Consider the following 20,465-nt stretch of genomic DNA (forward strand, 5'->3'; position numbering starts at 1 on the left):
ACCGCCATCAGAACAGGAAGTACCGCTGGGCCATCGGCAGTTCGGTGGCGGGCTGCTCGCGCCACACCTGCCCGTCGATCCGCACGGTGAACGTGTCGGGGTCCACCTCGATGTGGGGCCGCGCGTCGTTGAGCGGCATGTCCGCCTTGCCCCGCGCGCGGACGTCGAGAACCGGCACCAGCCTGCGGTCCACGTTCAGCCGATCGGCCAGCCCGTCCTCGATCGCCTGCGGCGCAACGAAGTGCACCGAGGTCGCCGCCGCCACCTTCGGAGCGGCGCCGAACATGGGCCTCGGCAGCACCGGCTGCGGGGTCGGGATCGAGGCGTTGGCGTCGCCCATCGCGGCCCAGGCGATCGCGCCGCCCTTGATCACGGCGTGCGGACGGACCCCGAAGAACGCGGGCTCCCAGAGCACCAGGTCGGCGAGCTTGCCCACCTCCACCGACCCGATCTCGGCGTCCAGCCCGTGCGCGATCGCCGGGCAGATCGTGTACTTGGCCACGTAGCGCCTGGCCCGGTTGTTGTCCGCCGCGCCGTCGCCGGGCAGGGCCCCGATCCGGCGCTTCATCACGTGCGCCGACTGCCACGTGCGCAGCACCACCTCACCGATCCGGCCCATCGCCTGCGCATCGCTGCCGATCATCGAGATGGCGCCCATGTCGTGCAGCAGGTCCTCCGCCGCGATGGTCGACGGCCGGATCCGGCTCTCCGCGAAGGCCAGATCCTCGGGGATGGACGGGTCGAGGTGGTGGCACACCATGAGCATGTCCAGGTGCTCGTCGAGGGTGTTCACCGTGTGCGGACGGGTCGGGTTGGTCGAGCTGGGCAGCACGTGACCCTGCGCGGCGACGGTGATGATGTCCGGCGCGTGCCCGCCTCCCGCCCCCTCGGTGTGGTACGCGTGGATCCCGCGGCCCGCGATCGCCGCGAGGGTGTCCTCGACGAAGCCCGCCTCGTTGAGCGTGTCGGAGTGGAGCGCGACCTGGACACCCGCCGCATCGGCGACGGACAGGCAGGCGTCGATCGCCGCCGGGGTCGAGCCCCAGTCCTCGTGCAGCTTGAATCCGGAAGCGCCGCCCCGCAACTGCTCCCACATGGACTCCGCGCTGACGGTGTTGCCCTTGCCGAGCAGCGCGATGTTCATCGGCCACCCGTCGAGCGCCTCCAGCATCCGCGACAGGTGCCAGGCGCCGGGCGTGACGGTGGTGGCCTTCGACCCCTCGGCCGGGCCGGTGCCGCCGCCGATCAGCGTGGTGATGCCGCCGCCGAGCGCTTCCTCCATGATCTGCGGGCAGATGAAGTGCACGTGGCAGTCGATCGCGCCCGCGGTGAGGATCCGTCCGTTGCCCGCGATGATCTCGGTGGAGGGTCCGACCACCAGATCGGGATGCACACCGGTCATGGTGTCCGGATTGCCTGCCTTGCCGAGCGCGACGATCCGGCCGTCCCGGATCCCGACGTCCGCCTTGATGATTCCCCAGTGATCGAGAACAACCACCCCGGTGATGACGGTGTCGGGCGCCCCCTCGGCGCGGGTGGCACGGCCCTGCCCCATGGACTCGCGGAGAACCTTGCCGCCACCGAAGACGGCCTCCTCGCCTGCCAGCCCCGGACCGCCCGAGCGGTCCTCGGTGATCTCGATGAACAGGTCGGTGTCGGCCAACCGGATCCGGTCGCCGGTGGTGGGTCCGAACAGCGCGGCATAGCGGGGCCTGCTCAGCGAGGTCATCGGCAGTCCAGCTTTCCCGGAGCGGCCAGATCCAGGCCGTGGACCTCACGGGTGCCGCCGATCGGGACCAGGCTCACACGCTGGCCCAGCCCCGGTTCGAAGCGGACGGCGGTGCCCGCGGGGATGTCGAGACGGAGCCCGTGCGCGGTCTCCCGATCGAACTGCAGCGCCGCGTTCGCCTGGGGGAAGTGCACGTGACTGCCGACCTGGACCGGCCGGTCGCCGACGTTGAGCACCTCTAGCTCGGTCCGCGGCGCGCCGGGATTCAGCTCGATCTCGCCGTCGGCGCAGAGGATTTCACCGGGGATCATCTGCTGCTCCTATGCGATCGGATGGTGGACGGTCACGAGTTTGGTGCCGTCCGGGAAGGTGGCCTCGACCTGGACGTCGGCGAGCATCTCGGGCACACCCTCCATCACGTCCTCGCGACCGAGCACCTCGCGACCGGACGCCATCAGCTCGGCGACGGTGCGGCCGTCCCTCGCACCCTCGAGCAGGTGGTCGGTGATGATGGCGACCGCCTCGGGATGGTTGAGGAGCAGGCCCCTGCCCCTGCGACGCCTGGCGAGTTCGGCGGCGTAGCTGAGCAGCAGCCGTTCCTGCTCGTGGGGCGACAGGCGCATCCGTCCTCCTCGTCATGTGCCGGGCGGGTGCGCCCGGAGGGGCAATGGTGCCACGCGGACCGGGGGCATCCGCCGCCTCCCCGGCCGGTTGACGTGGCTGTAAGAAGACCGAAACATGCAGGCAACACGCCTCTCTCGACGCAGCGACGGCCCGCGAGAGCGGATCGCCAGTAGCATCGAGCACGTGACCGAGGCGACGGAACCCACCAGCCCGCCAGTCGTGTTGCGCGTGCTCGTGTACAGCGACAACGCGAACACCCGCGCCCAGGTCATCAGCGCGCTCGGGACGCGGCCCCATCCGGACCTACCGGAGCTGGAGTACCTCGAGGTGGCGACGGGACCCGTCGTGATCGGGCACCTGGACGCGGGCGGCATCGACCTGGCCGTCCTGGACGGGGAGGCGACCCCCGTCGGCGGAATGGGTATCGCCAAGCAGTTGAAGGACGAGATCCGCGACTGCCCGCCGATCCTGGTGCTGACCGGCAGGCCCGACGACGCCTGGCTGGCCAACTGGTCACGGGCCGAGGCCTCCGTGCCGCGGCCGATCGACCCGCTCCGCCTCGCCGAGGCCGTCGTCGCGCTCCTGCGCGGCTCCGCGTAGCTCCGCGGTTCGCCGCCGGACACGCCCGCGAACCACCCGGCGCGAACTCCCCAGACCGGTAGGGTGAGATTTAGCTCACATCGACCAGAGTCGGGATAGTGCGGCTCGTTCGGCCGGAGTGATCGCGCGGGAAGTGCTTCTGGATCTGAGGAGCGTGGCATGGGGCGAGCCTGGCAAGTCGGACCGACGAGTCGGTCCGAGATCGACTGCCGCATCGATCCCGCGCGCGTGCTGGAACGACCGTCCGGAACCGGACGGCCAGGCTCGCACAGAGGGGAGCTCACCCGGCATGAACGTCTATGTGCCGATCCTCGTACTCGGAGCGATCGCAACGGGATTCGCGATCTTCTCGGTGATCGTGGCATCGATCGTCGGCCCGAAGCGGTACAACAGGGCCAAACTCGAGGCGTACGAGTGTGGCATCGACCCGATGCAGCAGCCGGCGGGCCGGGCCCCAGGCCAGCGCATCCCCGTGAAGTACTACCTGACGGCGATGCTCTTCATCATCTTCGACATCGAGATCGTGTTCCTCTATCCCTGGGCCGTGCACTTCGACGCACTCGGCCTCTTCGGTCTCGGCGCGATGGCGCTGTTCATCTTCAACGTTGCCGTCGCCTACGTGTACGAGTGGCGCCGAGGCGGTCTGAGCTGGGATTGAGCGCCCGTTCGTGTAGTGCCGGAATCGATCTCAAGCGAAATCCGAAGCGAGAAGAGTAACGAGATGGGTCTCGAGGAGAAACTGCCGAGCGGCTTCCTGCTGAGCACGGTCGAGGGGCTGGCTGGGTTCGCCCGCAAGGGCTCCCTCTGGCCGGCGAGCTTCGGCCTCGCCTGCTGCGCGATCGAGATGATGGCCACCACGTCGGGGCGCTACGACCTCGCCCGCTTCGGGATGGAGGCGTTCCGCGCCTCGCCGCGGCAGGCGGATCTGATGATCGTCGCGGGCCGGGTCAGCCAGAAGATGGCCCCGGTCCTCCGTCAGATCTACGACCAGATGGTCGAACCCAAGTGGGTGCTGGCCATGGGGGTGTGCGCCTCCTCGGGCGGCATGTTCAACAACTACGCGATCGTGCAGGGCGTCGATCACGTCGTTCCCGTGGACATCTACCTGCCCGGGTGCCCACCGCGGCCGGAGATGCTGCTGAACGCGATCATCACGCTGCACGAGAAGATCCAGCAGATGCCGTTGGGCGCCAACCGCGAGGAGGCGGTGCGGGCCGCCGAGCAGGCCGCACTGGCGTCAACCCCGACGTTCGATCTCGGCACCCCCGGGGGTCTGCTCCGGTGACCCACGAGGAAGGCGACCGCGACGACGATGTCCGGCGGATCGACGCGGAGGCGACTGCGGGCCCGGAGGGCGCAGTGCCATCGGCGCACCCCGAGGACGAGGAGCTGATCGATGTGCGCCGCGGCATGTTCGGGGTGCGCGGCAGCGGGGACACCTCCGGCTACGGCCGGCTGGTTCGCCCGGTCACCGTGCCCGGCAGCGCGCCTCGTCCGTACGGCGGCTACTTCGACGAGGTCGCGGACGCCCTCGCGGCGGCGCTCACCGAGGCGGGCACGCCGTTCGAAGCGGCGATCGAGAAGGTCGTCGTCTTCCGGGACGAGCTGACCTTCCACGTCCGGCGATCGCACCTACCGCTGGTCGCGCGGACCCTGCGCGACGAGCCCGACCTCCGATTCGAGCTGTGCCTCGGCGTGAACGGCGTGCACTATCCGCAGGACACCGGCCGGGAACTGCACGCGGTCTACCCGCTCCGGTCGATCACCCACGGCCGCCTCATCCGGCTCGAAGTGTCGGTACCCGACGATGATCCGCACGTCCCGTCGCTGTATGCGGTGTACCCGACGAACGACTGGCACGAGCGGGAGACCTACGACTTCTTCGGCATCGTCTTCGACGGCCACCCCTCGCTGACCCGGATCGAGATGCCGGACGACTGGCGGGGCCACCCGCAGCGCAAGGACTACCCCCTCGGCGGCATCCCCGTCGAGTACAAGGGCGCGCAGGTGCCACCGCCGGACGAGCGGAGGGCGTACAGCTGATGAACGAGACCGGACAGAACCTCACCGTCACGGGACAGGACTGGGACGAGGTCGTCTCATCCACCGCCGGAACCGCCGGCGCCGAACGCATCGTCGTCAACATGGGCCCGCAGCACCCGTCCACACACGGGGTCCTCCGCCTCATCCTCGAGATCGAGGGCGAGACGGTCACCGAGGCGCGCTGCGGAATCGGCTACCTGCACACCGGGATCGAGAAGAACCTCGAGTACCGGAACTGGATGCAGGGCGTCACCTTCGTCACCCGGATGGACTACCTGTCACCGTTCTTCAACGAGACCGCGTACTGCCTCGGGGTGGAGAAGCTCCTCGACATCACCGACCAGATCCCGGAGCGGGCCAACGTCATCCGGGTGATGCTGATGGAGCTCAACCGGATCTCCTCCCACCTGGTGGCACTGGCAACCGGCGGGATGGAGCTGGGCGCGATCACCCCGATGCTCTTCGGGTTCCGCGAGCGCGAGCTGATCCTCGATGTCTTCGAGGTGATCACCGGACTGCGGATGAACCACGCATACATCCGTCCCGGCGGCCTCGTCAGGGACCTACCGCCCGGCGCGGTCGAGAAGATCCGCGAGCTGCTCGTGATCATGCCGAAACGACTGCGGGACATCGAGTTGCTGCTCAGCGACAATGCGATCTGGAAGGCCCGCACCGAGGGCATCGGCCATCTCGACCTGACCGGCTGCATGGCGCTCGGCATCACGGGTCCGGTGCTGCGGGCCACCGGCCTGCCCCACGACCTGCGCAGGAGCGCACCCTACTGCGGCTACGAGGACTACGAGTTCGACGTCGTCACCGACTCCCGCAGCGATTGCTACGGGCGCTACCGGATCCGGGTCGACGAGATGTCGGAGTCGTTGAAGATCGTCGAACAGTGTCTCGACCGACTGCGGCCGGGCCCCGTCATGGTCGCGGACGAGAAGATCGCCTGGCCCGCCGATCTCGCCCTCGGCAGCGACGGACTGGGCAACTCCCCCGAGCACATTCGCAAGATCATGGGGACCTCGATGGAATCGCTGATCCACCATTTCAAGCTCGTCACCGAGGGGCTCCGGGTACCGCCGGGGCAGGTGTACATCGCGGTCGAGTCCCCCAGGGGCGAGCTGGGCGTGCACATGGTCAGCGACGGCGGCACCCGCCCGTTCCGGGTCCACTACCGGGATCCCTCGTTCACCAATCTCCAAGCCGTGGCGGCCATGTGTGAGGGCGGGATGGTGTCCGACGTCATCGCCTCGGTCGCCAGCATCGATCCGGTCATGGGCGGAGCTGATCGCTGATGTTGCAGGGACGAGGCGACGAGCGCGCGACAAACATCTCCGTGAGCGGGCCACCCGGTGCCGCCGGTCCGGTCTTCCTCGAGCTCGGGCCGCGTCCGGACGAGAAGGGGCAGCTGGTCCGGCCGGGTGCCCGCGAGGCCTACCCGCCCGACGTCCACGCCCGGTTGGCGGCGGACGCGGCGGAGATCATCGCGCGGTACGGCGAGACGAGCGCGGCACCAGAGGCACGTTCGGCGCTGCTGCCACTGCTGCACCTGGTCCAGGCCGAGGACGGCTACCTCACCCCTGCCGGAATCGAGTTCTGCGCAACGCGACTCGGCCTCACCGGGGCCGAGGTCACCGCGGTGGCGACGTTCTACTCCATGTACCGGCGCAATCCGACCGGCGACTACCACGTCGGGGTCTGCACCAACTCGCTCTGCGCGATCATGGGCGGCGACGCGATCGCCGCCGCGCTCGAGGAGCATCTCGGCGTCGGCAACGGTGACACCACCGGCGACGGCAAGATCACGCTCGAACGCATCGAGTGCAACGCGGCGTGCGACTTCGCCCCTGTCGTGATGGTGAACTGGGAGTTCTTCGACAACCAGACCCCGGATTCGGCCAGAGCGCTCGTCGACGACCTTGCGGCGGGCGACGAGGTGACCCCGACCAGGGGCGCCCCGCTGTGCACCTTCCGGGAGACCGCACGGATCCTCGCCGGGTTCCCGGACACCCGGCCCGGCGCGCTCGAGTCGGGTGGCGGCGCGGGTGGTCCCACCGTCGTCGGTCTGCGGATCGCCCGCGAGCTGGGGATGGCGGCACCCGTCGCCGCGCCGTTGCCGGAACCCGCCGCCTCCCCCGATGAGACCGATCGGCCGCTGGTCGACGCTGTACAGGAGCCGACCACCTCCCCCACCACGTTGTCCCCGGTGCTGAGCCGGTACTGGGACGACCCGAGGTCCTGGACGCTGGACACCTATCGCCGTCACGACGGCTACCGGGCCCTGGACAAGGCCCTGCGCATGGACCCCGACCAGGTGATCGGGACGGTGAAGGACTCCGGTCTGCGCGGGCGCGGGGGTGCCGGGTTCCCCACCGGCACCAAATGGGGGTTCATCCCCCAAGGCCAGGACGCGGCCAAGCCGCACTACCTGGTCGTGAACGCCGACGAGTCCGAGCCCGGCACCTGCAAGGACATGCCGCTCATCCTGGCCACGCCGCATGCTCTGGTCGAGGGCGTGATCATCGCGGCGTACGCCATCCGCTCGAGCCGCGCCTTCATCTACCTGCGGGGCGAGGTCGTGCCGGTGCTGCGTCGACTGCAGGCCGCGGTGGCCGAGGCCTACGACGCGGGGTATCTCGGCAGGGACATCCTCGGCTCCGGCTACGACCTGGAGTTGGTGGTGCACGCGGGCGCGGGGGCCTACATCTGCGGCGAGGAGACGGCACTGCTCGATTCGCTGGAGGGCCGCCGCGGGCAACCCCGGCTGCGCCCGCCGTTCCCTGCGGTGGCCGGCCTGTACGCGAGCCCGACCGTGGTCAACAACGTCGAGTCGATCGCGAGCGTCCCACCGATCATCCTGCGTGGACCGCAGTGGTTCCGATCCATGGGCAGCATGGAATCCCCCGGCTTCACCCTCTACTCCCTCTCCGGCCATGTCGCCCGGCCCGGACAGTACGAGGCGCCGCTCGGCATCACCCTGCGCGAGTTGCTCGAGTATTCGGGCGGTGTACGGGAAGGCCATTCGCTCAAGTTCTGGACCCCGGGAGGGTCGTCGACTCCCCTCTTCACCGCCGATCACCTGGACGTCCCGCTGGACTACGAACACGTCGCGGCAGCGGGCTCGATGCTCGGCACCAAGGCACTGCAGATCTTCGACGAGACCACCTGCGTGGTCCGAGCCGTGCTGCGCTGGACCGAGTTCTACGAGCACGAGTCCTGCGGCAAGTGCACCCCCTGCCGCGAGGGCACCTACTGGCTGGTCCAGATCCTCGAACGCATGGAGGCAGGCGAGGGCACCGAGGCGGACCTGGAGAAGCTGCTCGACATCTCCGACAGCATCCTCGGGAAGTCGTTCTGCGCCCTCGGCGACGGCGCCGCCAGCCCGATCATGTCCTCCATCAAGCACTTTCGCGACGAGTACCTGGCGCACTTCGAGCTCGGCCGATGCCCCTTCGATCCGGACCGGTCCACTCTCGATCCGAGAGGACACATCTGATGACGGTGAACACGAACAGCGACGCGGCGGAGCTGCCGGTCCCCGAGGAGCTCGTGTCGGCCACCATCGACGGAGTCCCGATCGCGGTTCCCAAGGGAACACTGGTGATCCGCGCCGCGGAGATGGTCGGCATCCAGATCCCCCGGTTCTGCGACCACCCGCTGCTCGACCCGGTCGGCGCCTGCCGCCAGTGCCTTGTCGACGTGGAGGGCCAGCGCAAGCCGCTCGCCTCGTGCACCACGACCGTCACGGACGGCATGGCGATCCGCACGCAGCTCACCTCGCCCGTCGCTGACAAGGCGCAACGGGGCGTGATGGAGCTGCTGCTGATCAACCATCCGCTCGACTGCCCGGTCTGCGACAAGGGCGGCGAGTGCCCGCTGCAGAACCAGGCGATGTCCAACGGCAGGACCGAATCACGGTTCGGCGGGGTCAAACGCACCTTCCCCAAACCGATTCCGCTGTCCTCCGAGGTCCTGCTCGACCGGGAACGGTGCGTGCTGTGCGCCCGGTGCACCCGCTTCTCCCAGCAGATCGCAGGCGACCCGTTCATCGAGTTGTTGGAGCGGGGCGCACTGCAGCAGGTCGGCATCTACGCCAAGGAACCGTTCGAGTCCTACTTCTCGGGCAACACAGTGCAGATCTGCCCGGTCGGCGCGCTCACCGGCGCCGCATACCGGTTCCGCGCAAGGCCGTTCGACCTGGTGTCGAGCCCGAGCGCCTGCGAACACTGCGCCAGCGGCTGTGACCTGCGCACCGATCATCGGCGCGGCACCGTGTTGCGCCGGATGGCTGGCGACGACCCAGAGGTCAACGAGGAATGGAACTGCGACAAGGGCAGGTGGGCGTTCACCTATGCCACCGCCCCGGATCGCATCACCACACCGATGGTCCGCGCCGACGACGGCACGCTGGTGCCCGCCTCATGGCCGGAAGCCTTGGCAGCGGCGGCACGCGGTCTGAGCACCGCCAGGGGCGGTTCAGGGGTATTGGTGGGCGGCCGGTCCACCCTCGAGGACGCCTACGCCTACGCGAAGTTCGCGCGGGTGGTGCTCGGCACCAACGACATCGACTTCCGCAGCAGGCCGCACTCCGCGGAGGAGGCCGACTTCCTGGCCGCCCGCCATCGGGTGACCGTGTCCTACCGCGACCTGGAGAACGCGCCGACCGTGCTGCTCGTCGGGTTCGAGCCCGAGGAGGAGTCACCGATCGTCTACCTGCGACTGCGGAAGGCGGCACGGCGGGGCGCCCTCGTGGTCCAGTCGGTCGCGCCGTACGCCAGCCGCGGTCTGGCGAAGATGTCGGGCCGACTGCTCAGGACAGCACCTGGCGGCGAGGCCGCGGCACTCGGCTCGCTGTCGGGGTCGGAGCTCCTGCGAGCGCCCGGCGCCGTGATCATGGTCGGCGAGCGCCTGGCGGCCCTTCCCGGCGCACTGTCCGCCGCGATCCGGCTCGCAGATCGGACCGGGGCGCGGCTGGTGTGGGTACCCCGCCGGGCAGGCGACCGGGGCGCGCTCGAGGCCGGCGCCCTCCCACACCTGCTGCCCGGCGGCAGGCCGGTCGCCGATGACGTCGCACGCGGGCAGGTGGCACGGGCGTGGGGCGTCACGGATCTGCCTGCGGCGCGGGGACGTGACTCCGCCGACATTCTCGCCGCCGCGCGGGAGGGCCGGCTCGGAGCGCTGGTGGTCGGCGGGGTGGAGCCGGGCGATCTCGCCGACCCGCGGGCCGCCCTGGCCGCGATCGAGGCGGCCGGCTTCGTGGTCAGCCTGGAGCTGCGCCGCAGCGAGGTCACCGAACGCGCCGACGTGGTGTTTCCCGTCGCCCCTGTTGCGGAGAAGCCCGGCACCTTTCTCAACTGGGAGGGGCGCCCCCGCGTTTTCGGCGCCGCGCTCCCCGGCGTCGGCGCCATGCCCGACCAGCGGGTGCTGGACGCCATCGCCGACAGGATGGGCACGCCGCTCGGCCTGCCCGATGCCGCGGCCGCGCGCGCCGAACTCGCGCGGCTCGGACCGTGGGACGGTGCGCCCCCTGCCCCGCCGGACGTCGCGCCCGCGGAGCAGGCGAAACCGGGCCCGGGTGAGGCGGTGCTGGCGGGCTGGCGAATGCTGCTGGACTCCGGCCGCATGCAGGACGGGGAGCCGCACCTCGCGGGGACCGCACGCACACCCGTGCTGCGTCTGTCCGCTGCCAGCGCCGCCGAGATCGGCTCCGCCGAGGGGGATCCGGTGACCGTCAGCACCGAGCGGGGATCGATCACCTTGCCGTTGGCCATCACGGACCTGCCGGACCGGGTGGTGTGGCTGCCCATGAACTCCCCCGGGTCCGCGGTGTTCCGTGAGCTCGCCACCCTCCCAGGCGGCCTCGTCCGCATCCACTCCGCGACAACCGAAACGGAGCGGTGATGGACACGGGATACACCGACCTTTCGGCGTTCGGGCACGATCCGTGGTGGCTCGTGCTCGGCAAGGCCCTTGCGGTCTTCGTCTTCCTCGTCCTGACCCCGTTGCTGGCGATCCTCGTCGAACGCAAGGTGCTGGCCTGGATGCAGATGCGGGTGGGGCCCAACCGGGTCGGTCCGAAGGGCACCCTGCAGAGCCTGGCCGACGGCATCAAGCTGGCGCTCAAGGAGGGCATCGTCCCGAGTGGCGTGGACAGGCCGGTCTACCTGCTGGCACCGATCATCGCGGTGGTGCCTGCCTTCATGGCCTTCGCCGTGATCCCGTTCGGTCCCGAGGTGTCGATCCTCGGGCATCGGACTCCGCTGCAACTCACCGACCTACCGGTCGCGGTCCTGTACATCCTCGCGGTCACCTCGGTCGGCGTGTACGGCATCGTGCTCGCCGGGTGGGCGTCGGGCTCGACCTACCCGTTGCTGGGCGGCTTGCGCTCGACGGCGCAGGTCATCTCGTACGAGGTCGCGATGGGATTGGCCTTCGCCGCGGTCTTCCTGTGGGCGGGCACGATGGCCACCTCGGGCATCGTCGCCGCGCAGGAAGGTACCTGGTACGTCTTCCTGCTGCTGCCCTCGTTCCTCATCTACGCCACCTCGATGGTCGGCGAGACCAACCGCGCGCCGTTCGACCTCCCCGAGGCCGAGGGCGAACTGGTCGGCGGCTTCCACACCGAGTACTCCTCGCTCCGCTTCGCCATGTTCATGCTCGCCGAGTACATCAACATGGCGACCGTCTCGGCGCTGGCCACCACACTGTTCCTCGGCGGCTGGCACGCCCCGTGGCCGCTGAACATGTGGGACGGCGCGAATTCCGGATGGCTGCCCCTGCTGTGGTTCACGGCCAAGGTCTGGGGCTTCCTGTTCGTGTTCATCTGGTTGCGCGGGACGCTGCCCCGGCTGCGTTACGACCAGTTCATGAACCTGGGCTGGAAGATCCTGATCCCCGCCGCACTGGTCTGGGTCCTGGTGGTCGCCGCGATGCGGACCCTACGGAACGAGGGGTACGGCTCCCTGCAGGTCTTCCTCTTCGGCGCGGGGACGGTCGTCGCACTGGTCGCGCTCGGACTGCTGTGGCGCCGGCGCCGGTCCACGCCGAAGCCCGCACCGCCGGTGACCGCGGGCCCGACCGCGCCGCCCGCCCCGGAACCGTTCGACCCCATGGCAGGCGGTTTCCCGGTTCCGCCGCTACCGGGCCAGAGATTGCCCGCGTTCCACCGCACCCCGGTTTCCACGGGGGCCACCACCCAGGAGGGCGACGATGGTTGAGTTCCTAGGTCCCCTATCAGGATTCGGCGTGACCTTCCAGACGATGTTCAAGAAACCGAACACCGAGTTCTATCCCGAGGAGAAGTCGCCGACCGCCCCCGGCTTCCACGGCAGGCATCAGCTCAACCGCTACGAGGACGGGCTGGAGAAGTGCATCGGGTGTGAGCTCTGCGCCTGGGCCTGCCCCGCCGACGCCATCTATGTGGAGGGCGCGGACAACACCGAGTCCGAACGCTATTCGCCCGGCGAGCGATACGGCCGCGTGTACCAGATCAACTACCTGCGGTGCATCGGATGCGGTCTGTGCATCGAGGCGTGCCCGACCCGGGCGCTGACCATGACCGACGACTACGAGATGGTCGACGACAACCGCGCCGGGCTGATCTACGACAAGGATCGCCTGCTGGCGCCGCTCGAGCCCGGGATGACCCCGCCGCCACACCCGATGCAGCCGGGGAGCACCGACAAGGACTACTACCTCGGCACGCTCTCCGAAGACACCACCGAGGAAGGGGGGTCGCAGCCGTGACCGCGGTCGCAATGGCGGCGCAGTTCGCCGCCGAGCCCCTCGAGCGCACGTCCACGGGCGAGGCGGTCCAGTTCTGGATCCTCGCCGTGGTGGCGGTGATCGGCGCCCTCGGCGTGGTGTGCGCGACCAAGGCCGTCTATTCGGCGATTTTCCTCGCGCTGACCATGATCATCCTCGCGGTGTTCTACATCGCCCAGGACGCGCTCTTCCTCGGCGTCGTACAGGTCGTCGTCTACACGGGCGCGGTGATGATGCTGTTCCTGTTCGTCCTGATGCTCATCGGCGTCGACTCCTCCGACTCGCTGGTGGAAACGCTTCGCGGCCAACGGATCGCCGCGCTCGTGGCGGGGCTCGGCTTCGGGGTGCTGCTGATGGCGGCCATCGGCAACGCGTCCGTCAACTGGGCAGGCGTCGCGGCCGAGCCGGCCGGGCGGCCTGCCGGCAATGTCGAGGCCCTCGCGGAACTCATCTTCATCCGCTATGTGTGGGCCTTCGAACTCACCGGTGCGCTGCTGATCACCGCGACCATCGGCGCCATGGTGCTGGCCCACCGCGAGCGGTTGTGGCCGCGCGTGGACCAGAGGGCGCTCTCGCGTGACCGGGTTCGTCGCTGGAGCGAGGGCGCCACGGGCGGCGAGCGGGTGACCCCGTTGCCGAGTCCCGGCGTCTACGCCCGCAGCAACGCGGTCGACATGCCCGCGCTGCTCCCGGACGGGTCGTTCGCCCCGTCGTCGGTCAGTCGCATTCTCCGGCAGCGAGATATCTCGGCACCCGAATCGGAGACATCAGGAGAGGAGGGCACGCGGTGAACCCCGAGAACTACCTGTACCTGTCCGCCCTGCTGTTCACCATCGGTGCGGCGGGCGTCCTCGTGCGCCGCAACGCCATCGTCGTGTTCATGTGCATCGAACTGATGCTCAACGCGAGCAATCTGGCGTTCGTGACGTTCGCCCGGATGCAGCACGACCTCGACGGCCAGGTCTTCGCGTTCTTCACCATGGTGGTCGCCGCCGCGGAAGTCGTTGTCGGCCTGGCGATCATCATGACGATCTTCCGCACCCGACGTTCGGCCTCGGTCGACGGCGCGAACCTGCTGAGGTACTGACATGACCGGGGGGATCTGGCTGCTGCCCGCCCTGCCGCTGCTCGGCGCCGCGGTGCTGCTGCTCGGCGGCAGGCGAACCGACCGGTGGGGTCATCTGTTCGCCTGCGCGATGGCGTTGGCGTCGTTCGCGGTCGGTGTCGTGTTCTTCGCCCAGATGTTGGGCCGCGACACCGCCGATCGTGCCGTGACCGAGGATCTCTTCAGCTGGGTGCCCGCCGCCGGCCTGCAGGTGGACTTCGGACTCCTGCTGGACCAGCTGTCGATCTGCTTCGTCCTGCTGATCACCGGGGTCGGCTCGCTGATCCACATCTATTCGATCGGCTACATGAAGGACGATGTGGGCAAGCGCCGCTTCTTCGCCTATCTCAACCTGTTCCTCGCGGCGATGCTGCTCCTGGTGCTCGCCGACAACTACCTCGGGCTGTACGTCGGGTGGGAGGGCGTCGGCCTCGCCTCGTACCTGCTGATCGGCTTCTGGCAGTTCAAGCCCGCGGCGGCGACCGCGGCGAAGAAGGCCTTCGTGGTCAACCGCGTCGGCGACATGGGCCTGGTCGTCGCGATCATGCTGATGTTCGCGACGTTCGGTTCGATCGGTTTCGCCGACGTCTTCGCCGCCGCTGACGGGGCGAGCGAGTCGGTGGTGACGGCGATCGGGTTGGCTCTGCTGCTCGCGGCCTGCGGCAAGTCGGCCCAGGTGCCGCTGCAGTCCTGGCTCGGCGACGCGATGGAGGGCCCGACCCCGGTGTCCGCGTTGATCCACGCCGCCACCATGGTCACCGCGGGCGTCTACCTCATCGTCCGGTCCAACGTGATCTTCGACCTGGCGCCGGGTGCGCGGCTCGCCGTGGTGGCGGTCGGCGCGATCACCCTGCTGTTCGGCGCGATCATCGGCTGCGCCAAGGACGACATCAAGAAGGCGTTGGCGGCGTCGACGATGAGCCAGATCGGCTACATGGTGCTCGCCGCGGGCCTCGGCCCCGCCGGGTACGCGTTCGCGATCATGCACCTGCTCACCCACGGCTTCTTCAAGGCGGGACTCTTCCTCGGCGCCGGCTCGGTGATGCACGGCATGAACGACGAGACCGACATGCGCCGCTACGGCGGGTTGCGGGTGTTCATGCCGATCACCTTCGTCACGTTCGGGCTCGGCTACCTGGCCATCCTCGGCATCCCCCCGTTCTCCGGCTACTTCTCGAAGGACAAGATCATCGAGGCGGCATTCGGCGCGGGCGGTGCCGAGGGCATCGTCCTCGGCACGGCGGCCCTGCTCGGGGCCGGCATCACCGCCTTCTACATGACCCGGGTGATGCTGATGACGTTCTTCGGCACGCCCCGATGGCGGGAGGAACCAGTAGCGGCCCACCCGCACGAGTCGCCCGGCGTGATGACCTGGCCGATGATCCTCATCGCGATCGGTTCGGTCGCCTCCGGTGCGATCCTGGCTTTCGGTGGCGCGCTGCAACATTGGCTCGAGCCGGTGGTCGGTGCCCACCATCCCGATCTCGGCGTCCCCGTATGGGTGATCACCGCGACGACCCTGGCGGTGGTGCTCGCAGGAGTCGCGGTCGCCTACCGGCAGTACGCGGGCCAGGAGATCCCCGAGGTCGCGCCGGCCGCGGTCTCCCCACTCACCGTCGCGGCGCGCAGGGATCTGTACGGCGACGCAGTCAACGAGGCGGTGTTCATGCGTCCTGGCCAACATCTGACGCGGTGGCTCGGGTACTTCGACGGCCGGGGCATCGACGGCGTGGTCGGCGGGTTGGCCGCGGCCATCGGCGGCGCCTCGGCGCGAATCCGGCGGCTGCAGACGGGGTTCGTCCGGACCTACGCGCTGTACATGTTCGCGGGAGCGGCCGCGGTGGCCGCGACGATGGTGCTGGTGGGTCTGCGATGAGCCTTCCCTGGTTGACCGCGATCTGGGTGGCACCGCTCGTCGGCGCCGCCGCCGTCCTTGCCCTGCCCGCGGACAAGCACCGGCTCGCCCGGTCCTTCGCGCTCGGCACCGCACTCGTGGTGCTCGCGCTTGCCGTCTCGATGGCTGTCGGTTTCGATCCGGCGGGCGAGCAGTACCAGTACGTCGAGTCACACGCCTGGATCCCGGCTTTCGGCACCCGGTACACGCTCGGAGTGGACGGCATCGCGCTGGTGATGGTGCTGCTGACGGCCGTGCTGGTCCCACTGCTCCTGCTGGCCGGCTGGAACGACGTCCCCGAGCCTGACCCGATCGGTCGGCGCAGGATCCACTTCTACGTGGCGCTGATCCTGGTGGTCGAATCGATGGTGCTGGTGTCGTTCACCGCCCTCGACATCCTGCTGTTCTACGTGTTCTTCGAGGCGATGCTGCTCCCGATGTACTTCCTGATCGGCGGGTTCGGCGGGACCGCGACAGGCGGGGCGACCCGGCAGTACAGCCTGCGCCGGTCCCGCGCGGCGGTGAAGTTCCTGCTGTACAACCTCTTCGGCGGCCTGATCATGCTGGCCGCGGTGATCGGACTGTATGTGGTGACGGTGCGCGAGGGCAGCCCGTTGCCCGGCGGGACCTTCGACTTCCGCGAGATCGTCGCGGCCGCCTCGACGGGCGGGCTCGGGGTCGATCCCGGCGTCCTCAACGCGCTGTTCCTCGGCTTCATGTTCGCCTTCGCGGTGAAGGCGCCGCTGTGGCCCTTCCACACCTGGCTGCCGGGCGCGGCCACCGCAGCCACCCCGGCCACCGCGGTGCTCATGATGGCCGTGGTCGACAAGGTCGGCACCTTCGCGATGCTCCGCTACTGCCTGCAACTCTTCCCCGAGTCGTCCGCGTACTTCGCGCCGCTGATCGTCACGCTGGCGGTGGTCGGCATCGTCTACGGCGCGCTGCTGGCGATCGGCCAGACCGACGTGATGCGGCTGATCGCCTACACGTCGATCTCGCACTTCGGGTTCATCATTCTCGGCATCTTCGCGATGACCAGTCAGGGTCAGGCCGGCTCGACGCTCTACATGGTCAACCACGGCATCTCGACCGCCGCCCTGTTCCTGGTGGCCGGGTTCCTGGTCTCCCGCCGCGGCACAAGGGCCATCGCCGCGTACGGCGGTGTGCAGAAGGTCGCCCCTGTGATGGCGGGCACCTTCCTGGTCGCGGGCCTCGCGACCCTGTCCCTGCCCGGGCTCGCCCCGTTCGTGAGCGAGTTCCTGGTCCTGGTGGGCACTTTCACCCGCTACCCGGTCGCCGCGCTGATCGCGACCAGCGCGCTGGTTCTCGCCGCGATCTACGTGCTGTGGCTCTACCAACGCGTGATGGCCGGCCCCGTGAACGAGGACAACAGGCGCATCCGCGACCTGGTGCCCCGCGAACTCGCGGTCGTCGCTCCGCTCATCGCGCTGCTCCTCGTCCTCGGCTTCTACCCGAAGCCCGTCCTCGACATCGTCAACCCCGCGGTGAGTCAGATCATGACCACGATCGGCCAGCAGGATCCCGCGCCGACTGGCCCGCAGCTCACCGGCTACGTCGCCGATCAGGACAACCACGGAGGTGCGCCCCGATGAGGTCCCACGAAGCCCTCGCCCAGGTTGCACTGCCCGCGCCGGACATCGAATACGGCAGGCTCGCGCCGATGCTGATCGTGTTCGGGGTGGCGGTCGTGGCGGTGATCGTCGAGGCCTTCGCGCCCACCCGTGGCCGACTGGCCTGCCACCTGGTGCTCAGTCTCGGTGGCCTCGGCGCCGCGTTCGTCGCGGTCGTGCTGCTGAGGGGAGATCGCGGCACCGCCGTCATGGGCGCGGTGGTCGTCGACGGCGCCACCCTGTTCCTGCAGGGCACGATCCTGCTGGTCTCGATCCTCTCGGTGTTGTTGATCGCCGAGCGCAGCGGCCTGCGGGCCGGGGTCGCGGTCGGACACTCGCCTGGCGCATCGGTCCCGGGTCCCGCGTCCGGGGCGGGTGGCATCGACGCCTTCGCCCCGCAGGCGGCCGCGGTGCCCGGCAGCGTCGACGAACTGGAGGCGACCAGGGCGGGAGTGACGCAGACCGAGGTGTTCCCACTGACGCTCTTCGCGGTCGGCGGGATGCTGCTGTTCCCCGCGGCGGGTGACCTGCTCACCATGTTCGTCGCGCTCGAGGTGCTGTCGCTGCCCCTTTACCTGCTCTGCGGACTGGCCCGGCACCGGCGCCTGCTCTCCCAGGAGGCGGCGCTGAAGTACTTCCTGCTCGGCGCGTTCTCGTCGGCGTTCTTCCTCTACGGCGTGGCGCTGCTCTACGGCTACGCGGGCACGGTGCGGCTCGCGGGCATCGCCGACGCGATCGCCGACGGCGGCGAGCAACGGCCGGTGCTGGCGCTGCTCGGCGCCGGACTGCTGACGGTCGGCCTGCTGTTCAAGGTCGGTGCGGTGCCGTTCCATTCGTGGGTGCCCGATGTGTACCAGGGCGCCCCCACCCCGGTCACCGCGTTCATGGCGGCGGCGACCAAGGTCGCCGCGTTCGGCGCGATGCTGCGCATCTTCTACGTCGCCCTGCCGGATCTGCGGGCGGACTGGCGTCCGGTGCTGTGGGCCGTGGCCATCGCGACGATGCTGATCGGTGCCGTCCTGGCGATCACCCAGACCGACGTCAAACGAATGCTCGCGTACTCGGCGATCGCCCACACCGGGTTCATCCTCACCGGCCTGATCGCCGGTAACGACGCGGGGCTCTCGGCCACGATGTTCTATCTGCTCGCCTACGGGTTCAGCACCCTCGGCGCCTTCGCCTGTGTGACGTTGGTGCGGAGGGGATCTCGCGAGGCCACCGAGATGTCGAGCTGGGCCGGCCTCGGCAGGCGCTCGCCACTGCTCGCCGCGGTCTTCGCCCTGTTCCTGCTCTCCTTCGCCGGAATCCCGTTGACCAGTGGGTTCGTCGGAAAGTTCGCGGTGTTCCGGGCCGCCGCCGAGGGCGGGGCAACACCCCTGGTCATCGTCGGCGTGATCAGCAGCGCGATCGCCGCGTTCTTCTACGTGCGGGTCATCGTGCTGATGTACTTCTCGGAGCCACAGGAGCGGAGCCTGCGGAGCAACAAGACAGCACAGCCCGCCTCCGAGGCGACGACGGTCGTCGTGCCCAGCACCGCGACCGCGGCCGCGATCTGTCTGTGCGCCGTCGTCACGCTGATGCTCGGGATACTGCCCCAGCCCGCGCTCGAACTCGCGGACCGGGCGGCGGAGTTCCTCCGCTGACGCGCAGTGCCGGGCTCAGCCGCCGAGGCGGTCCGTGTCCGTGACGTTCGCGAGTCGCACCTGCCCCTTGGCCACCAGGCGGTCGCGCTCGTCCACCACGGCGACCTGCCACAGCTGCTGCGTGCGGCCGCGGTGCACCGGCGTCGCCTCCGCGTAGAGGACGCCATCGCGGGTGGCCCGCAGGAAGTCGGTGTTGTTGTTGACGCCGACCACGTGCCCCCGGTCACCCAGCCAGATGCTGCCCGCGATGCTGGCGAGCGTCTCGACGACGGCGCAGTGCACGCCGCCGTTCATGATGCCCGCCGGCTGGTACAGCTCGGGTCGGACCGTCCACGTGGCACGGACCCGGTCGCCGCTGAGTTCGGTGTACTCGAGCCCAAGCACCTCGCCGAATCCCTTGTTGAGGAACGGGGTCGCGGCCGCGGGATCCATCCCGGACAGATCGCTCATCGAGGACACGTTGCTCATCTTCACACTCCATGGTTGCCGCCGGTCGAGTGAATGTACCTTTCGCCCGAAATGCCGACGGGCCCCGCACCCGAAGGTGTGGGGCCCGTCGCGGGGAAGGACCGGGAGTCTCTGCAGCCCTCAGGACTCCGGCGCGGTCCGATCATTCACGTTCCGGACATGACTATAGGCAAGCCTGGCCTAACTTGCAGGCGAGGCGATTGCGCCACGCCGCGGCGCCGTCCGGTCGGCACGCGCCCGGACCGGCACCCCGGCACCCTCGAAGGCGTCGAGCAGGCCCTGACCCCGGCGCATCGCCACGGACTCCCCGACCCCGCCCAGGATCGGGACCAGCGTGGCGGCGCCGAGGATCGCTTCACCGACCATGGCCCACAGACGCGATCGATCGAGCGGAACGATCCGGTCGAGTGCATCGAAGATCGCGACCAGCGCGGCGCGGCACCGGTACGCGGTCCACACCAGCAGGGCACCCTCACACGGCAGCGTCACGGCCGCGCGCGTCCCGGCCCACCGATCGCCCGGCAGCACCCGCAGAACCGGATCACACACCCCGGCCCAGTCGATGCAGCCATCGCTGTCCATGTGCAGCCACAGGTTCTCGAGACCCGGATCCCATGCCCGCCCCTCCAGCACCACCAGCGACGCCACTCGGCCGATCACCGCATGGATGAGCGCGGTCGCCACCGAGGCGGCGGCCGCCTCCGGCTCGCCGAGATCCGCGAGCGCCCGCTCGACCATCCGCTCGAGGCGGTCGCCGCGAATCCCCTCGGCAGCGGACCACCAGCGACGCTTGCCCTGGTCGGCCATCAGCGCGACGGCGTACACCCGCGGGTAGTCCGGGTAGATGCCCCGCAGCCGGGCACAGGAGTCGTCGAGCGCGGCAGCCGGGTCGTTCCCCAGCGGTCTCATCGAAACGGCGGTCGATGACACTGCGATCGGGGGCGCTGCGATGGAAGACACT

At 69.4% G+C, this 20,465-nt stretch carries 19 protein-coding genes; 14 read left to right on the top strand and 5 right to left on the bottom strand.

Annotation, left to right across the window (positions count from 1 at the left end; genetic code table 11):
- Window positions 1-7: 7 nt before the first annotated feature.
- From BR31_RS0113780 to BR31_RS0113790, 3 genes are read right to left on the bottom strand one after another with little or no spacing between them, the layout of a single operon-like run.
- Window positions 8-1,729 (bottom strand): urease subunit alpha, encoded by a 1,722-nt coding sequence (locus BR31_RS0113780; RefSeq protein ID WP_027501478.1) that lies wholly within the window; start codon window positions 1,727-1,729, stop codon window positions 8-10.
- Window positions 1,726-2,040: an urease subunit beta gene (locus BR31_RS0113785; RefSeq protein ID WP_027501479.1), complete on the bottom strand. Its 315-nt coding sequence runs from the start codon at window positions 2,038-2,040 to the stop codon at window positions 1,726-1,728. Before BR31_RS0113785 ends, BR31_RS0113780 begins: the two co-directional genes overlap by 4 nt.
- A 9-nt stretch (window positions 2,041-2,049) precedes the next feature.
- Window positions 2,050-2,352: an urease subunit gamma gene (locus BR31_RS0113790; RefSeq protein ID WP_027501480.1), complete on the bottom strand. Its 303-nt coding sequence runs from the start codon at window positions 2,350-2,352 to the stop codon at window positions 2,050-2,052.
- Between the two features lie 184 nt (window positions 2,353-2,536).
- On the opposite strand from BR31_RS0113790, the gene BR31_RS0113795 reads away from it, so the two are divergent.
- The 14 genes from BR31_RS0113795 to nuoN all read left to right on the top strand — a co-directional run bounded on the left by BR31_RS0113795 (window position 2,537) and on the right by nuoN (window position 19,036).
- Window positions 2,537-2,953, top strand: coding sequence for an Rv3143 family two-component system response regulator (locus BR31_RS0113795; RefSeq protein ID WP_027501481.1), 417 nt, complete (start codon window positions 2,537-2,539; stop codon window positions 2,951-2,953).
- A 289-nt stretch (window positions 2,954-3,242) separates the two neighbouring features.
- Window positions 3,243-3,611 carry an NADH-quinone oxidoreductase subunit A gene (locus tag BR31_RS0113800; RefSeq protein ID WP_027501482.1) on the top strand — a complete coding sequence of 123 codons (369 nt, stop codon included), beginning with the start codon at window positions 3,243-3,245 and terminating at the stop codon, window positions 3,609-3,611.
- 63 nt (window positions 3,612-3,674) lie between these two features.
- Complete coding sequence (locus BR31_RS0113805) at window positions 3,675-4,238, top strand: NuoB/complex I 20 kDa subunit family protein (RefSeq protein ID WP_027501483.1); 564 nt, start codon at window positions 3,675-3,677, stop codon at window positions 4,236-4,238.
- A gap of 38 nt (window positions 4,239-4,276) precedes the next feature.
- Window positions 4,277-4,996, top strand: coding sequence for an NADH-quinone oxidoreductase subunit C (locus BR31_RS0113810; RefSeq protein WP_051637399.1), 720 nt, complete (start codon window positions 4,277-4,279; stop codon window positions 4,994-4,996).
- Window positions 4,996-6,294 carry an NADH dehydrogenase (quinone) subunit D gene (nuoD, locus tag BR31_RS0113815; protein WP_027501485.1) on the top strand — a complete coding sequence of 433 codons (1,299 nt, stop codon included), beginning with the start codon at window positions 4,996-4,998 and terminating at the stop codon, window positions 6,292-6,294. The genes BR31_RS0113810 and nuoD overlap by 1 nt, the downstream gene beginning before the upstream one ends.
- Before the next feature lie 41 nt (window positions 6,295-6,335).
- A complete protein-coding gene (gene nuoF / locus BR31_RS31105; RefSeq protein ID WP_231496481.1) occupies window positions 6,336-8,495 on the top strand; it encodes an NADH-quinone oxidoreductase subunit NuoF in 2,160 nt (719 codons plus the stop codon).
- Complete coding sequence (locus BR31_RS0113825) at window positions 8,495-10,900, top strand: NADH-quinone oxidoreductase subunit G (protein WP_027501487.1); 2,406 nt, start codon at window positions 8,495-8,497, stop codon at window positions 10,898-10,900. The genes nuoF and BR31_RS0113825 overlap by 1 nt, the downstream gene beginning before the upstream one ends.
- Window positions 10,900-12,216, top strand: a complete 1,317-nt coding sequence (gene nuoH, locus BR31_RS0113830; protein ID WP_027501488.1) for an NADH-quinone oxidoreductase subunit NuoH — start codon at window positions 10,900-10,902, stop codon at window positions 12,214-12,216. The genes BR31_RS0113825 and nuoH overlap by 1 nt, the downstream gene beginning before the upstream one ends.
- Window positions 12,209-12,745 carry an NADH-quinone oxidoreductase subunit NuoI gene (nuoI, locus tag BR31_RS0113835; RefSeq protein ID WP_027501489.1) on the top strand — a complete coding sequence of 179 codons (537 nt, stop codon included), beginning with the start codon at window positions 12,209-12,211 and terminating at the stop codon, window positions 12,743-12,745. Before nuoH ends, nuoI begins: the two co-directional genes overlap by 8 nt.
- Before the next feature lie 11 nt (window positions 12,746-12,756).
- A complete protein-coding gene (locus tag BR31_RS0113840; RefSeq protein ID WP_027501490.1) occupies window positions 12,757-13,554 on the top strand; it encodes an NADH-quinone oxidoreductase subunit J in 798 nt (265 codons plus the stop codon).
- Window positions 13,551-13,850, top strand: coding sequence for an NADH-quinone oxidoreductase subunit NuoK (nuoK, locus tag BR31_RS0113845; protein ID WP_027501491.1), 300 nt, complete (start codon window positions 13,551-13,553; stop codon window positions 13,848-13,850). The genes BR31_RS0113840 and nuoK overlap by 4 nt, the downstream gene beginning before the upstream one ends.
- A 1-nt stretch (window position 13,851) precedes the next feature.
- A complete protein-coding gene (nuoL, locus tag BR31_RS0113850) occupies window positions 13,852-15,744 on the top strand; it encodes an NADH-quinone oxidoreductase subunit L (RefSeq protein ID WP_027501492.1) in 1,893 nt (630 codons plus the stop codon).
- Window positions 15,741-17,375: an NADH-quinone oxidoreductase subunit M gene (locus tag BR31_RS0113855; RefSeq protein ID WP_027501493.1), complete on the top strand. Its 1,635-nt coding sequence runs from the start codon at window positions 15,741-15,743 to the stop codon at window positions 17,373-17,375. The genes nuoL and BR31_RS0113855 overlap by 4 nt, the downstream gene beginning before the upstream one ends.
- Window positions 17,372-19,036 carry an NADH-quinone oxidoreductase subunit NuoN gene (nuoN, locus tag BR31_RS0113860; RefSeq protein ID WP_027501494.1) on the top strand — a complete coding sequence of 555 codons (1,665 nt, stop codon included), beginning with the start codon at window positions 17,372-17,374 and terminating at the stop codon, window positions 19,034-19,036. The genes BR31_RS0113855 and nuoN overlap by 4 nt, the downstream gene beginning before the upstream one ends.
- A gap of 15 nt (window positions 19,037-19,051) precedes the next feature.
- On the opposite strand, the gene BR31_RS0113865 is transcribed toward nuoN, so the two are convergent.
- Both BR31_RS0113865 and BR31_RS0113870 read right to left on the bottom strand, forming a co-directional pair.
- A complete protein-coding gene (locus tag BR31_RS0113865) occupies window positions 19,052-19,486 on the bottom strand; it encodes a PaaI family thioesterase (protein WP_027501495.1) in 435 nt (144 codons plus the stop codon).
- Window positions 19,487-19,684: 198 nt separating this feature from the next.
- Complete coding sequence (locus BR31_RS0113870; RefSeq protein WP_027501496.1) at window positions 19,685-20,413, bottom strand: hypothetical protein; 729 nt, start codon at window positions 20,411-20,413, stop codon at window positions 19,685-19,687.
- Window positions 20,414-20,465: the final 52 nt, after the last annotated feature.

It is taken from the genome of Rhodococcus sp. UNC363MFTsu5.1 (assembly GCF_000686785.1).
Lineage (GTDB): Bacteria > Actinomycetota > Actinomycetes > Mycobacteriales > Mycobacteriaceae > Rhodococcus_G > Rhodococcus_G maanshanensis.